The 14,642-nt window shown below is 65.9% G+C and carries 17 protein-coding genes; 12 read left to right on the forward strand and 5 right to left on the reverse strand.

The features are described 5' to 3' along the window. Positions 1 to 9: 9 nt before the first annotated feature. Positions 10 to 1,455, reverse strand: a complete 1,446-nt coding sequence (locus AAHH99_RS18525) for an aldehyde dehydrogenase (protein WP_418770010.1) — start codon at positions 1,453 to 1,455, stop codon at positions 10 to 12. 183 nt (positions 1,456 to 1,638) lie between these two features. Between AAHH99_RS18525 and AAHH99_RS18530 the strand changes: the two genes are divergently transcribed. The 4 genes from AAHH99_RS18530 to AAHH99_RS18545 are packed head-to-tail and all read left to right on the forward strand — an operon-like array spanning position 1,639 to position 4,975. After that, positions 1,639 to 2,904 carry an aromatic ring-hydroxylating oxygenase subunit alpha gene (locus tag AAHH99_RS18530; RefSeq protein ID WP_064414619.1) on the forward strand — a complete coding sequence of 422 codons (1,266 nt, stop codon included), beginning with the start codon at positions 1,639 to 1,641 and terminating at the stop codon, positions 2,902 to 2,904. Position 2,905: 1 nt separating this feature from the next. After that, on the forward strand, positions 2,906 to 3,238 hold the full coding sequence (locus AAHH99_RS18535) for a hypothetical protein (RefSeq protein WP_064350266.1): 333 nt from the start codon (positions 2,906 to 2,908) through the stop codon (positions 3,236 to 3,238). Then, the gene (locus tag AAHH99_RS18540; protein WP_418770011.1) at positions 3,235 to 4,500 is read left to right on the forward strand and encodes an amidohydrolase family protein; all 1,266 of its coding nucleotides are present in this window, start codon (positions 3,235 to 3,237) and stop codon (positions 4,498 to 4,500) included. The genes AAHH99_RS18535 and AAHH99_RS18540 overlap by 4 nt, the downstream gene beginning before the upstream one ends. Positions 4,501 to 4,522: 22 nt before the next feature. Further along, on the forward strand, positions 4,523 to 4,975 hold the full coding sequence (locus AAHH99_RS18545; protein WP_418770270.1) for a MarR family winged helix-turn-helix transcriptional regulator: 453 nt from the start codon (positions 4,523 to 4,525) through the stop codon (positions 4,973 to 4,975). A 5-nt stretch (positions 4,976 to 4,980) separates the two neighbouring features. On the opposite strand, the gene AAHH99_RS18550 is transcribed toward AAHH99_RS18545, so the two are convergent. Further along, a complete protein-coding gene (locus AAHH99_RS18550) occupies positions 4,981 to 6,051 on the reverse strand; it encodes a dihydrodipicolinate reductase (RefSeq protein WP_418770012.1) in 1,071 nt (356 codons plus the stop codon). 80 nt (positions 6,052 to 6,131) lie between these two features. Here AAHH99_RS18550 and AAHH99_RS18555 point away from each other — a divergent pair, with 80 nt between their 5' ends. From AAHH99_RS18555 to AAHH99_RS18590, 8 genes are all read left to right on the forward strand, one after another. Continuing rightward, positions 6,132 to 7,145: a 2Fe-2S iron-sulfur cluster-binding protein gene (locus AAHH99_RS18555; RefSeq protein WP_418770013.1), complete on the forward strand. Its 1,014-nt coding sequence runs from the start codon at positions 6,132 to 6,134 to the stop codon at positions 7,143 to 7,145. Positions 7,146 to 7,161: 16 nt separating this feature from the next. Beyond that, positions 7,162 to 7,905, forward strand: coding sequence for an SDR family NAD(P)-dependent oxidoreductase (locus AAHH99_RS18560; RefSeq protein WP_418770014.1), 744 nt, complete (start codon positions 7,162 to 7,164; stop codon positions 7,903 to 7,905). A 45-nt stretch (positions 7,906 to 7,950) separates the two neighbouring features. After that, complete coding sequence (locus AAHH99_RS18565) at positions 7,951 to 9,222, forward strand: aromatic ring-hydroxylating oxygenase subunit alpha (RefSeq protein ID WP_418770015.1); 1,272 nt, start codon at positions 7,951 to 7,953, stop codon at positions 9,220 to 9,222. 2 nt (positions 9,223 to 9,224) lie between these two features. Then, a complete protein-coding gene (locus tag AAHH99_RS18570) occupies positions 9,225 to 9,554 on the forward strand; it encodes a hypothetical protein (protein ID WP_418770016.1) in 330 nt (109 codons plus the stop codon). A 13-nt stretch (positions 9,555 to 9,567) separates the two neighbouring features. Next, on the forward strand, positions 9,568 to 10,413 hold the full coding sequence (locus AAHH99_RS18575) for a TauD/TfdA dioxygenase family protein (protein WP_418770017.1): 846 nt from the start codon (positions 9,568 to 9,570) through the stop codon (positions 10,411 to 10,413). A gap of 136 nt (positions 10,414 to 10,549) precedes the next feature. Beyond that, entirely contained in the window at positions 10,550 to 11,839 is a 1,290-nt protein-coding gene (locus AAHH99_RS18580) for a cytochrome P450 (protein WP_418770018.1), read from the forward strand. Continuing rightward, entirely contained in the window at positions 11,836 to 12,027 is a 192-nt protein-coding gene (locus AAHH99_RS18585; RefSeq protein WP_064350274.1) for a ferredoxin, read from the forward strand. The genes AAHH99_RS18580 and AAHH99_RS18585 overlap by 4 nt, the downstream gene beginning before the upstream one ends. A gap of 45 nt (positions 12,028 to 12,072) precedes the next feature. Next, positions 12,073 to 12,360, forward strand: coding sequence for a DUF1330 domain-containing protein (locus AAHH99_RS18590; protein ID WP_418770019.1), 288 nt, complete (start codon positions 12,073 to 12,075; stop codon positions 12,358 to 12,360). A 76-nt stretch (positions 12,361 to 12,436) separates the two neighbouring features. On the opposite strand, the gene AAHH99_RS18595 is transcribed toward AAHH99_RS18590, so the two are convergent. The 3 genes from AAHH99_RS18595 to AAHH99_RS18605 are packed head-to-tail and all read right to left on the reverse strand — an operon-like array spanning position 12,437 to position 14,618. Further along, a complete protein-coding gene (locus tag AAHH99_RS18595) occupies positions 12,437 to 13,216 on the reverse strand; it encodes an alpha/beta fold hydrolase (RefSeq protein WP_418770020.1) in 780 nt (259 codons plus the stop codon). Continuing rightward, complete coding sequence (locus AAHH99_RS18600) at positions 13,216 to 14,421, reverse strand: cytochrome P450 (RefSeq protein WP_418770021.1); 1,206 nt, start codon at positions 14,419 to 14,421, stop codon at positions 13,216 to 13,218. Before AAHH99_RS18600 ends, AAHH99_RS18595 begins: the two co-directional genes overlap by 1 nt. Then, a complete protein-coding gene (locus tag AAHH99_RS18605; RefSeq protein WP_064350278.1) occupies positions 14,418 to 14,618 on the reverse strand; it encodes a ferredoxin in 201 nt (66 codons plus the stop codon). Before AAHH99_RS18605 ends, AAHH99_RS18600 begins: the two co-directional genes overlap by 4 nt. Between the last annotated feature and the right edge of the window lie 24 nt (positions 14,619 to 14,642).

Here is a 14,642-nt window from a genome sequence, read left to right on the forward strand (position 1 = left end):
GGGCGAAAACTACGCTGTGGCAATCGAGATGGATTTCGTGTCGGTGTACCCGTCGATTCCCTCGCGCCCGAGTTCGCGGCCGTAGCCGCTGTCCTTGACGCCGCCGAACGGTGCGAACGGATCCATCGTGTAGCCCTGGTTGACGCCGAATGTGCCGGTGCGGATGCGCGCGGCGACAGCTACCCCGCGCTCGGTGTCAGCGGTCCACACCGATCCGGCCAGGCCGTAGTCGGAGTCGTTGGCGATGGCCACCGCTTCGTCCTCGTCGGCATACGCGATGACGGTCAGAACGGGGCCGAAGATCTCCTCGCGCGCGATGGTCATGTCGTTGTCGGCGTCGGCGAACAACGTCGGCTTCACATACCAGCCCCGGTCGAGCCCGTCGGGCATGTCGGCGCCTCCGACGACGAGGCGGGCACCTTCGGACTGGCCCTTCTCGATGTAGCCCCGCACGCGCTGCTGCTGACGTTGCGCGACGAGTGGTCCGACCTTTGTGGCCGGATCCGTCGGATCCCCGACCACAAGCGACGTCATCTCGGCGGCCAGGGCCTCGGTGAAATCCCCCGAGCGTTGCGCAGGCACGAGAATCCTGGTGAGCGCGTTGCAGATCTGCCCGCTGTTGGACAGGCTCGCCGAGCGAACGCCGGCGGCGACGGCAGCGGGGTCGGCATCGGCGAGCACGATGGCCGCCGACTTGCCGCCGAGTTCGAGGCTGACGCGCCGCAGGTCGACGGCGCACGCGGCGGCCACCGCCTTACCCGCCGCGGTCGACCCGGTGAACGAGACCTTGTCCACCCCGCGATGTTTCACGAGGTACTCACCCGCGGACCGGTCGCCGGGCAGCACGCTGACCACACCTTCGGGCAGCCCGGCCTCGGCGATCATGTCGGCGAGCAGCAGTGCGTCCAGCGGCGATTCGGGTGCCGGTTTGACCACGACCGTGCAGCCGGCGAGCAGCGCCGGGATCAGCTTGGTGACGATGAGGAACTGCGGCATGTTCCACGGCACGATCGCGCCGACGACGCCGACCGGCTCGCGGCGGATGCGGATGTCGGTCCCGTACATTCCCGGGCGGGATTCCTCCCACGGATAACCCTCGGCCAGATCGCAGAACGCCGACATCATCATCGCGGGCAGCCCGACCTGCGCGCGCTGCGCGAAGCTGATCGGCGCCCCGATTTCGGCGGTGATCGTCTCGGCCATCTCGCCGCGCCGTTCGCCGTACCGCTCGGCCAGCCGGCGCACGGCCGCGATGCGTTCGGTGGGGGCGAGGCGCGGCCACGGGCCGGAGTCGAACGCGGAGCGCGCGGCGGCGACGGCCGCGTCGATGTCCGCGGGTCCGGCGGCGGCGACGCGCGCGACCGGTTCCTCGGTGTGCGGGGAGACGACCTCGATATGGTCTCCGGCGCTCGCCTTGGACCATCGGCCGCCGATGAACAACTCGTCCGATCGCATTTGTGTGCACACCCTTTCGCACTGCTTGCGGCATGGCGAGTGGCCGCGACCGCCGTGCGGAAACTCGGTGACGGCGTTCGCCCGCGCCGGTCTATATCAACTACTTGCGATTGTGACATGGAGCATATACCGTCGGCGCTGCAGCTCCCGGCACGGTCCAGGCCGGGCGGACAGGAGTAGGCAATGGCTCGCTTTCCCAAACCGCCGGAAGGAAGTTGGACGGAGCACTATCCCGAACTGGGCACCGATCCGGTCTCCTACGAGGACTCCATCAGCCCGGAGTTCTACGAGAAGGAGCGCCGCGCGATCTTCAAGCGCGCCTGGCTCAATGTCGGTCGGACCGAACAGGTTCCGCGCAAGGGAAGCTACTTCACCAAAGAGTTGAAGGTCGCCAGCACGTCGATCATCGTGGTGCGGACGACCTCGGGTGAGGTCAAGGCGTATCACAACATCTGCCGACACCGCGGCAACAAGCTGGTGTGGAACGACATGCCGCTCGAGGAGACCAGCGGGGTGTGCAGGCAGTTCACCTGCAAGTACCACGCCTGGCGCTACGACCTCGACGGCAACCTCACCTTCGTGCAGCAGGAGGGGGAGTTCTTCAACCTCGACAAGAGCCGCTACGGGCTGGTGCCGGTGCACTGTGAGGTCTGGGAAGGGTTCATCTTCGTCAACTTCGCCAAGGAGCCCGAGCAGTCGCTGCGCGAGTTCCTCGGTCCGATGATCACCGCCCTGGAGGGCTACCCCTTCGACAAGATGACGTCGCGGTTCTACTACCGGTCCGAGGTGAAGGCGAACTGGAAGCTCTACATGGACGCGTTCCAGGAGTTCTACCACGCACCGGTACTGCACGCGAACCAGTCGCCCACCGCCTACTCGAAGGCCGCCGCCGAGGCAGGCTTCGAGGCCCCGCACTATCGCATCGAGGGGCCGCACCGGCTGGTCAGCACCTCCGGTGTGCGCGCCTGGGAGATGGCCGACGAGATGCGCAAACCGATCGAGGACATCTGTCAAAGCGGATTGTTCGGCCCCTGGGACAAACCGGATCTGGGGGAGATGCCCCCCGGCCTGAACCCCGCGAAATGCGATCCGTGGGGCCTTGATTCGTTCCAGTTGTTCCCGAACTTCGTGATCTTGTTCTGGGGGCAGGGCTGGTACCTGACCTATCACTACTGGCCCACGTCGTACAACACGCACCTGTTCGAGGGCACCGTGTACTTCCCGCAACCGCGCACTCCCCGGGAACGCATCGCGCAGGAACTGGCCGCGGTGTCGTTCAAGGAATACGGGTTGCAGGACGCCAACACGCTGGAGGCCACCCAGTCGATGATCGAGTCGCGGGTGCTCGATGACTTCCTGCTCTGTGACCAGGAGGTGCTGATCCGCCACCTGCACAAGGAGACCGCGGCGTGGGTGGAGGACTACGAACGCAAGACGGCGGGTGTGTGAGATGACGACCGCCAAGTTGCCGCCGGAATTCGCCGACCTCGAACAGTTTTCGGACTGGTGTCTGGGGTCGGAGGCCGAACGCTATGCCAAGCGGCTGTCCTCGACGATGACCGAGATGCAGGCCTTCTACGACGCGATCACCGCGCGCGCCGAGGAGGCCATCGCCTACTGCGACAAGTTCTCGCTGGACGAGTTGCCCGAGGACGTGCTCAACCTGATGCATCTGCTGTACTCGATGATTCAGGTGTCCTTCCCGGTCGAGTGCTGGAAGCAGCCGAAGGTGCCCGATTCGGGCGCCACGACGCTCGACTGCGTTTCCGAACCGGTTCCGTGACGACGCGCACCGTCCTGCGCGCCGCGCGCTGGGCCGACGTCGATACCGGAGAGGTGCGCTCGCCGGCAGTGGTGGTCGTCGAAGGCAACCGCATCACGGCCGTCAATCCGCCGGAACCACAAGATGATTCGGCCACGTTGATCGACCTCGGCGATGTCACGCTGTTGCCGGGCCTGATGGACATGGAGCTCAACCTCCTCATCGGCGGACCCGGTGGGCCCGAGGGTTTGCCCAGTCCGATGCACGGTGTGCAGGACGATCCGGTCTATCGCACGTTGCGCGGGGCGGTCAATGCCCGCACCACGCTGGAGGCCGGGTTCACCACCGTGCGCAACCTCGGTCTGATGGTCAAGACGGGCGGCTACCTGCTCGACGTCGCGCTGCAGCGGGCGATCGATCAGGGGTGGCACGTCGGCCCGCGGATCTACCCCGCCGGGCACGCGGTCACCCCGTACGGCGGCCACCTCGACCCGACGGTGTTCCAGCGGCTGGCTCCGGGCATCATGCCGCTGTCGGTGGCCGAGGGCATCGCCAACGGCGTCGACGACGTGCGCGCATGTGTGCGCTACCAGGTCCGCCACGGCGCCAAACTGATCAAGGTGTCGGCCTCGGGCGGGGTGATGTCGCACAGCACCGCCCCCGGTGCCCAGCAGTACAGCGACGAGGAGTTCGCCGCGATCGCCGACGAGGCCCACCGAGCCGGTGTCCGCGTCGCCGCCCATGCGGTGGGCGACAGCGCGATCCGTGCATGCATCAAAGCAGGCATCGATTGCATCGAGCACGGCTTCCTCGCCAGCGACGAAACCATCAAACTGATGGCCGACACCGGCACCTTCCTGGTCTCGACCACCTACCTGACCCAGGCGATGGCGATCGACCGCATCGCTCCCGAGTTGCGCAAGAAGGCCGAGGAGGTGTTTCCGCGCGCACAGGCCATGCTGCCCAAGGCCATCGCGGCCGGTGTGCGGATCGCCTGCGGCACCGACGCGCCGGCGATCCCGCACGGACAGAACGCCAAGGAACTGTGTGCGCTCGTCGAACGGGGGATGACGCCGATGCAGGCGATCCGCGCCGCCACGGTGACCAGTGCCGAGCTGATCGAGGCCGACGACGAATCGGGGCGCCTGGCGCCGGGATACCTCGCCGACATCATCGCGGTGCCCGGGGATCTGGCCCAAGACATCACCGCCACCCTCGACGTGTGTTTCGTGATGAAGGACGGTCACGTCTACAAGCACGAAGGGAACTTGGACGGTGGCTAGGCAGACCAACCCAGAACTGGGCATGGAACTGGGCGACAACATCCTGTGGCATCTGAAGCAGGCGTGGTACTTCGCGCTCACGGCCGTCAACGACGCGGTCAGCCAGCACGGCGTCAGCACCGCCCAGATCGGTGTGCTGCGCCAACTTTCCAATGAGCCGGGGCTGTCCGGCGCCGAACTCGCGCGCCGTCTGCTGATCACCCCGCAGGGGGTGCAGCTGGCGGTCAAGTCTCTGGAGCAGCGGGGACTGGTCGGACGCAAACCCGATCCTCAGCACGCGCGAATCCTTAAGGCCTACCTCACTTCTGAAGGACGTAAGGTCGCCGGCGCGGTCGTCAGCGATGCCATCGCCGCGCACGAAGCCGTTTTCGGCGTCCTCACGCCAGAAGAGCAGCAGACGCTGCGTGACCTGCTGGCCCGGGTGGTCGTGAAGGGCACCGGGCACACGATGGCCGACGACCACATCGGCGACTGATCAACTCATCGGTTGCCGAAACCGATGTGGCTGCGGATCAAAGGGAGATCGGCCATCGTCGCGAATCCTGCGGGTGCGGCGGCGATCGCGGGCACCGCATTGAGCACCTGCATCGCCGTCGCCACGTTCGCCGACCGCACATGCTCGGCCATGCTCGCGTCGCGGCTGAAGCTGGCGAGGGAGAAGAAGTGGGCGCGCATCGAGGGATCACCCTCGATGGTCAGCGTCCAGCCGTGCTGTGGCTTCGGCCAATGCCCGGGGTATTCGTTGCCGACGGTCCACAGCGTCTCGATCTCGACCAAGGTCTGACCATCGCGTCGGCCCGACCAGGTCCACCGTTGGCCCGCCGTCGTTCCCGCCGCCAGCATCCGGTCGAAGATCTGATGGTCCGACATGGCCGGGACGGCGTCGACCGAGGCGGTCACCTCGTCGATGCCGGCGTTGAGCGCGTCGGCGATGAGCCAGACCTGCTCGCTGAAGATCGCGCTGTTGAACGCCAGGAAGTCGCTGCCCGTGGGGCTGATGGTCTCGACGGGTTCTCCGAAGCACATGTTGTCGAACGTGATGGCGGTGCTGTCGTAGACCGACCAGTCGGCGCGCTCGTGCAGGGTGACCTTGTCGATGGTGCGGCTCATCCCCGACAACGCCAGCGGCAGCACGCCGGAGAGGTTGCCCGGATTCAGGCCGCTGCCGTGCACGGTGCTGTTGCCGGTCTGGCACGCGTCGAGCAACCGTTCGCGGTCGGCGGGCCGGGTGCGCCGCGGGTGGAACAGAAATGCGGTCGTGGCCACGTTCTTACCGCTGGCCAGGATCGCGCACACCTCGTCGACGTCGGTGTTGCGTGGCGTGTACAGCACGCAGTCGGCGTCGACGGCGAGGATGCGATTCACGTCGGTGGTGGCGGCGACGCCGATGGGGTCGAGGCCGGCCAGCGTCCCGATGTCGACACCGTCCTTGTCCGCCGAATACACGCGTGCCCCGACGAGATCGAACGCCGAGCGGTTGTCGAGTACCGCGGTGATCATCTCGACGCCGACGGCGCCGGTGCCCCATGCGATGACGCGATGCGGTTGCATCCGGTCACGCTACGTCACCGGCGTATCCGGGGGCTTCAAGTGGTTGAGATCAATCGCAAGTACTTGATACTGTGGTGACGATGTCCGACGACGAGTTCGCCCCGCTGCGCATCAAACGCGTGGTGCCCGAGACCAGCGATGCCGTATCGCTGGTTCTCGATGTTCCGGCGGACTGCTCGGATCGCTTCGTCTACAAGGCGGGTCAGTACCTGACGCTGCAGGTCAGGGTCGGCGGAGACGATCATCGGCGGTGTTACTCGATGTCGTCGTACCCGCACAACGGGAACGACCTGCAGATCACCGTCAAGCGCGACCCGGGTGGCCTGGTCTCGAACTGGCTCAACGACACCGCGCAGGTGGGCGGCGAGATCCACGCCGCGCCCCCCGACGGCCGCTTCCTGCTCGGTGACACCGACCGTGACATCGTCGCGTTCGCGGGCGGTAGCGGTATCACCCCGATCTTCTCGCTGATCGGAGCCGCGTTGGTGAGCACCCGCCGGCGGGTTCGACTGTTCTACGCCAACAGAAGCCACGATTCGGTGATCTTCGGCGAGCCCCTCGCGAGGCTTGCCGCCGACAACGCCGAACGCCTGTCGGTGACCAATCACTTCGACGACGAAGCCGGCGTCGTGCAACCCTCGGCGGTCGAGGCATTCGCATCGGCGTGCGGTGAAGTCGACTACTACATCTGCGGGCCAGGGCCGTTCATGGACACGGTGGAGAACACGCTGCTGGGCATGGGTGTGCCCCGCGAGCGGCTTCACCTCGAACGGTTCACGGTGGCACCGGTTCCCGCCGAGGTCGCCGCCACCTCCGAGCGAACCGAGGAGGTGGTCATCGAACTGGATGGCACGACCACCACCGCGCCCTACCGGTCGGGTAACACGCTGCTGCAGACCGCGCGCATGGCGGGGTTACGTGCCCCCTCGTCATGCGAGACCGGTTCGTGCGGAACGTGTATGGCGCGCATCGTGTCCGGAAGCGCCCGCATGCTGAACAACGATGCTCTCGACGACGACGAAGTGGCCGAAGGTTGGGTGCTGACGTGTCAGTCGCTGCCGACGAGCCGGACTGTCCACGTGAGCTATGAGTAGAAGACGAGGTCAAGTGATGACCCGTGTCGCGGTGGTGACCGGCGGTGCTTCGGGCATGGGGGAGGCGACGTGCCGCGAGCTCGGTCGTCGTGGGCACAATGTGGCCGTGCTCGACGTCAACGGTGAAGCGGCCCAACGGGTCGCCGAAATGCTGAGGGCCGACGGCGTGACGGCCCTGGGGGTGGCCGCCGATGTCAGCGATCGCTCGGCGGTCGAGGAGGCGTTCGCGAAAGTGCGTAACGAGCTGGGGCCGGTGCACATCCTGGTCACCAGCGCCGGTGCCGTGGACTGGGCGGCGTTCACCGACATCACGCCGCAGGCGTGGCAGCGGCTGATCGACGTCAACCTCACCGGAACCTTCCACTGCTGTCAGGTGGCCGTACCCGACATGCTCGACGCGGGCTGGGGTCGCATCGTGATGATCTCGTCGTCGAGCGCGCAGCGCGGCTCGCCACGGATGGCGCACTATGCCGCCTCCAAGGGTGCGTTGCTGTCGCTGACCAAATCGCTTGCGCGCGAGTATGGTCCGGCCGGCATCACGGTCAACAACATCCCGCCGTCGGCCATCGAGACGCCGATGCAGCACGCCGGTCAGCAGTCCGGACACCTGCCGTCGAACGAGCAGATGGCCGCGACCGTCCCCCTGGGGCACCTCGGCACCGGCGACGACATCGCCGCGGCCGTGGGCTTCCTGTGCTCTGAGGAGGCCGGTTTCATCACCGGTCAGATCCTCGGCGTCAACGGTGGGTCGGTGCTGTGATGACCGCCTCGCTTTCCGCACACCAACCACGACACGGAGGTTTCGATGGCTAAGTGGCCCAAGCCGGCCGAGGGCAGCTGGACCGAGCATTATCCGGAGCTGGGAACCGGGCCCATCTCGTTCCGTGACTCGATCTCACCGGAGTTCTACGAGCTCGAACGCGAGGCGGTGTTCAAACGCGCCTGGCTCAACGTCGCGCGTGTCGAGGAACTGCCGCGTGTCGGAAGCTACCTGACCAAGGAGATTGACGCCGCCAAGACGTCGGTGATCGTGGTGCGGGGCAGGGATCAGCAGATCCGCGCCTTCTACAACATCTGCCGTCACCGGGGGAACAAGTTGGTGTGGAACGACTTTCCCCACGAAGAGGTCAAGGGCACCTGTCGACAGTTCACCTGCAAGTACCACGGGTGGCGTTACGACCTCAAGGGCGATCTGACCTTCGTCCAGCAGGAGAGCGAGTTCTTCGGCCTCGACCACGAGCGTCGCGGCTTGAAGCCGGTGCAGTGCGACGTGTGGAACGGGTTCATCTTCATCAACTTCGATCCCGAACCGCGCTGGACCCTGCGCGAGTTCCTCGGCCCGATGATCACCGCGCTCGACGACTACCCGTTCGAATTGATGACCGAGCGTTACGAATTCGAGGCGCGCAACAACAGCAACTGGAAGATCTTCGCCGACGCGTTTCAGGAGTACTACCACGTGCCCTCGCTGCACTCGCAGCAGGTGCCCAGCGCGGTGCGCCAACCCAACGCGACGTTCGAGTGCGGCCACTTCCAAATCGACGGCCCCCACCGGCTGGTGTCGACGGCGGGCACCCGTCGCTGGCTGTTGGCGCCGGAGTACATGTATCCGGTCGAACGGGTCACGCGCAGCGGTCTCGTCGGGCCGTGGCGCACCCCGGAGACCCATCAGTCGGCCGGGCTGAACCCCGGCGGCATCGAACCCTGGGGCATCACCAACTTCCAGATCTTCCCGAACCTGGAGATCCTCATCTACCACGGCTGGTATCTGCTGTACCGGTACTGGCCGACGTCGCACAACACCCATAAGTTCGAGGCCTACAACGCATTTCATCCCGCCCGGACGGTGCGCGAACGCATCGAGCACGAGGTCGCCTCGGTGGTGCTCAAGGAGTTCGCGCTGCAGGACGCCGGAATGCTCGGCGGCACGCAGGCGGCGCTGGAGTACGGCCTGGGCGAGCCGATCGTCGACGACTATCCGCTCAGCGACCAGGAGATCCTGGTGCGCCACCTGCACCACGAGGCCGTCAAGTGGGTCGAGGAGTACAAGGCCGAGCGCTCGCCGGTGGGGGTGTGACCATGACCCGTCTGCCCAGTGCGTTCGCAGAGTTCGAATCGTTCGCCGAGAAGTGGTGCCTGCCAACCGAAGCCGAGAGGTGGGCCACCCGGATGGCCACCCCGATGCCGCAGATCCGGGAGTTCTACGACGCGTTCACGCCGCGCTTCGAGGAAGCGATCGATTACTGCGACAAGTTCCCGCTCGACGACCTGCCCGAAGACGTGCTGAACCTGCTGCATCTCATCTACTCGATGATCATGGTGTCGATGGCAGTCGAGGTGTTCGGTACCCAGAAACCCGCCGACTCCGCCGACGCGGTGATGAACCGCGTCAGCGCGCCGGTGCCATGACGAAGGAGACACCATGAGCCTGCTCACCATCAACAAGCTGACCGCATCGGTCGGCGCGGAGGTGACCGACGTCGACTCCGACGCCCTGGCCCACGACGACGCGCTGGGCGCCGCGATTCTGGATGCGTTGGAGGACAACGGCGTACTGGTGTTTCCCGGGCTCGGGCTGACGTCGGAGGCTCAGGTGGCGTTCTGCCGGCGGCTCGGCGAGATCGACCACTCGTCGGACGGCCACCATCCGGTCGCGGGCATCTACCCTGTGACGCTCGACAAGTCGAAGAACGCCTCGGCGGACTATCTGCGGGCCACGTTCGACTGGCACATCGACGGATGCACGCCCACCAACGACGAATGCCCACAGAAGGCGACCGTGCTCTCGGCCAAGCAGGTCGCCGAGACCGGCGGCGAGACCGAGTTCGCGAACTCGTACGCGGCCTACGAGGCGTTCACCGACGACGAGAAGGAGCGTTTCGGGGCATTGCGGGTGATGCATTCCCTCGAGGCCTCCCAACGCCGGGTCACGCCCGACCCGTCGCCCGAGCTGGTGGCCAAGTGGCGGTCGCGACCCACCCATGAGCACCCTCTGGTGTGGACTCACCGCAGCGGCCGCAAGTCGCTGGTGCTGGGCGCGTCGGCGGACTACGTCGTCGGCATGGACATCGACGAGGGCCGGGCGCTTCTCGCCGAACTCCTCGACCGCGCCACGCAGCCGCAGCTGGTGTACAGCCACCGCTGGTCCGTCGGCGACACGGTGATCTGGGACAACAACGGGGTTCTACACCGCGCCGCGCCGTACGACCCGAACTCACCCCGCGAGATGCTGCGCACGACGGTGCTGGGTGACGAGCCGATCCAGTGAGTGGCGTCGGGGCATAACCGCTGGGCACACCGGCTCGCCCGCCCGCGCGTTGACGCAGGCGTGCCGCTATGGAAATCTGATACCCAGATATGAGAATCGCGTTCTCGTATCTTGAGATCGTCGAAATGGAGGGCGCATGACCGAGGACCTCACCACGGTCGACTTCTTCCGGGACGGGCGCCTGACGGACGACCCGTACCCGTTCTACGAGGCGCTGCGCAACAAGTGCCCGGTCGCCCGTGAGGACCACTACGGCGTGACGATGGTGACCGGCTGGCAAGAGGCCGTGGACGTCTACAACGACGCCGAGACGTTCTCGTCGTGCATCTCCGTGACCGGTCCGTTCCCGGGCTTTCCCGTTCCGCTCGAAGGGGACGATGTCACCGACCTGATCGTCGAACACCGCGACGAGATCCCTTTCAGCGACCAGCTGCCGACGCTCGACCCGCCGACGCACACCAATCACCGTGCCCTGTTGATGCGGCTGATCACGCCGAAGCGCCTCAAGGAGAACGAGGACGCGATGTGGCAGCTCGCCGACGACATCCTCGACGATTTCCTCGCATCCGGTGAGGGCGAGTTCATCAGTGGCTTCGCCGCTCCGTTCACCCTGCGGGTGATAGCCGATCTGCTCGGGGTGCCCGACGAGGACCGGCCCGAGCTGCTAGAGAGGCTGGCCCGCGGCACGCACGGCGGCGGGCTGGGCAACGCCGAGAAGACCCTGACGAAGACACCGCTGGAGTACCTGTACGAGGTGTTCGCCGAGTACGTCGAAGACCGTCGTCGCGAACCGCGTGACGATGTGCTGACAGGGCTGGCGACCGCAACCTTCCCGGACGGCACGGTCCCAGAGGTGGCCGATGTGGTCCGCGTCGCCACCAACGTGTTCTCCGCCGGTCAGGAGACGACGGTGCGGCTGCTGTCGACTGCGCTGAAGGTGCTCGGCGACCGGCCCGACATCCAGCGCAAGCTGCGCGACGATCGCAGCCTGCTACCGAACTTCATCGAGGAGTGCCTGCGCATCGAGAGTCCGGTCAAGGGCGACTTCCGGTTGTCGCGGGTGCCGACGACGGTGGGCGACCAGGCCCTCGGTGCCGGATGCACCGTGATGGTGATCAACGGTGCGGCCAACCGCGATCCGCGCCGCTTCGAGGATCCGGACAACTTCGATCCGGAGCGCAAGAACGCCCGTCAGCACCTGGCGTTCGGCCGTGGCATTCACAGCTGCCCGGGCGCGCCGCTGGCCCGGGCCGAGACCCGGGTGGGACTCGAGCGACTGTTGGACCGCACCACCGACATTCGGATCAGCGAAGCCCATCACGGCCCCGCAGGGGAGCGTCGCTACAACTACATCCCGACCTACATTTTGCGCGGGCTGACCGAACTTCATCTGGAGTTCGACGTGGTCTCGGGTGATGCCGAATGAAGGTGACCGTCGACGAAGATCGCTGCGCAGGACACGGTATGTGCCTGACGCTGTGTCCCGAGGTGTTCGAGCTCAACGACGATGGTTGGGCGGTGGCGAATCCGGAGGAGGTTCCCGCCGAGCTGGAATCCGCGGCGCGCGACGCGATCGCAAACTGCCCGGAACGCGCAATCCGCGAGATCGACTGACAAGCACGTCGGCGCGGTGCCGGCATCCAACACGAAGGAGCTCGAATGGCGAAGGCGTACATCCTCATCACCGAGGACGTGAAGGATCCGGACGGTATGGCGGAGTACGGCAAGGTAGCCAGCCAGACGATGGCGAGCGCGAACCTGCTGGCGTTCGACCAGAAGGCCGAGGTGATCGAGGGCAGCTGGCACGGCACGCAGACCGTGCTGCTCGAGTTCGAGTCCGAGGAGGCGGCCAAGGCGTGGTACTACTCCGACGAGTACCAGGCCGCGGTGAAGCTGCGTCAGGCCGCCGCCGACTGCAACGGCGTCATCCTGCACGGGCTGGGCTAGTATCGCTCGCCCAAACCGACGTTTCGGCGGAAAAATACGATTAGGAACCGCCAAAATGTCGGTTTCGGCGCAACTTTCAGGCGGAAACCAGCGGGCCGGTGGGCTTCGTCGTTGTGGCGTGGACCAGTAACTCGGCGAGTTCGCGCGGCCGACTCAGGAACGGCGAATGCGACGTGTCGATGGTCAATTGCTCGACGCCGAGGCGACGGGTCACCGTGTCGGCCAGCCAGCGCGGCATCGACTGGTCCTGCAGACAACGAATGAAGCTGCGGGGAAGATCGGCCTCCCAGAACCGCGGCACGGATACCGGCGTCACCGTCGTATCGCCGAATCGTTCGGGACCGAGGTGCTCGAACGCCCAGCGCGCGGTGGCCTCGTCGCAGTCATGGTAGAAGTACCGCCACGCGCCTTGGAAGTCGGCGAACCACATCGCTCCGTTGTCGTCGAACTTCAAGTACCCCAGCATCTCTCCGACGTCGGCGTCGAAGTCCTCGCCTAGTTCGTCGCCGTCGTCGCGCATCGCCATCGCTTCGGGATAGGTGCGACCCTCCCGGGGCAGCGCCGCGGCGAGGTAGGTGATATGGCTGACCAATTCGGGCGCAGCGTCGGCCGCCAGCGTGGCGTCGAAGCCGCCGCCCGAATGTCCGACGAGAACGCTGTCAGCCGAATCTGCTGCTCGCAACGCTTCCACGATCGCGTCGCGCCGGTTGGCCAGGGTCGACTCCTCGTCGACGCGTGCACCGTGTCCCGGGAGGTCCACCGCGACCGCGTCGTGGCCCATTGCCGTCAGTTCGTCGACCACGCGCTCCCAGCACCAGGCGGCGTGAAAGCCCCCGTGCACGAAGACGAATCGCATCAACTCAGGGCGCGCACCGGAACGTGTGACCAACCCGCGACGTTCTGCATCGCCACCCGACGGCAGTCATCCCACAGCACTTCATATTGGGGGATCAGGTCGAGCAGCCGCTCGAGTGCGATCGCCGTCTCCATCCGGGCCAACGCCGCACCGAGGCAACTGTGTATGCCGTAGCCGAAGCCGAGGTTCTGCGCCTCGGTGCGGTTGCGGTCGATGTCGAAAGTGCCAGCGTCGGTGAACGCCTCGGGATCGCGGTGCGCCGAGGCCTGCAGGAGGAACACCGGCTTGCCCTCGGGGATCGTCACGCCGTGCAGTTCCACGTCGCGCATCGAGCGCCGCACGTTGTAGTGCACCGGTGGCTCGTACCGCAGCAGTTCCTCGACTGCGGCGGGAATCTTGCTGCGGTCATCGAGAAGCTTCTGCCACTGGTCGGGGTGACGGGCGAACGTGACCGCCGCGTTACCGACCAACTTGGTGACTGTCTCCGCACCAGCACCACCGAGAAGCGTTGCGAATCCGGCGATTTCGAAGTCATCGAGCGACTCCTTCTCACCATCCTCGCGGGTGATCTCGGCGGCCACCAGGCGGCTGAACATGTCGTCCTTCGGGTTAGCGCGCCGCTCCTGGATCAGTTGGAAGTACAGCCCCATGGCTTCGCCGATGGCCTGCATACCCTCTTCGGACATGTCGACCTGGCCGGGCTCACGATGCAGCGACGCGTCCACCCATTCTCGGACCTGCTGCCGATGTTCCTCTGGCACGCCCAGCATCTGGGTGATGACTTCGACCGGGAAGAACGCGGAGAAGTCGCTGACGACGTCGAAGTGGGCGGGGTCGGCCTTGGCGATGTACCTGTCGATGGTCTCGGTCACCATCGGCCGCATCGCCTCGATCGCGCGCGGGGTGAACACCTTGTTCACCAGGCTGCGCATATGGCGATGTTCGGGCGGATCCATGAGGATGATCATCTTCGCCGGCATCGGTTCGTCGGAGCGGATGGTCGCCAGATCCAGCCCGTACGCCGAGGAGTAGGTCGCGAAATCCTTGTAGGCCGCGGATACGTCCTCGTGCCGCGACAACGCGTAGAAGTCGAGTTCCTCGTTGTAGTAGACCGGTGCTTCCTCGCGCAGCCGCGCGTAGATCTCCCACGGTCCGTCGAAGTACTCCTGCGAGAACGGGTCGAAGACGACTTTCGACGTCGTCATGCGTCTTCGATCGAGATCGCCTGGCGCGGGCACTGCCGCACGGCTTCTCGGACCTGCTGCTCGTTCTCCGGCGTCACTTCTTCTTGAAGGACGTGCAGGTAGTCCTGCTCATCCAGATCGAACACCTCGGGGATGATGCCCATGCACACCCCGTTGCTCTCACAGAGCCCAAAGTCGACAATGATCTTCTGAGTCATGCGCGATCCCGCTCCGCTTCTCGC

Origin of the sequence: Mycobacterium neumannii, assembly GCF_048452905.1 — a bacterium.
GTDB classification, from domain to species: domain Bacteria; phylum Actinomycetota; class Actinomycetes; order Mycobacteriales; family Mycobacteriaceae; genus Mycobacterium; species Mycobacterium neumannii_B.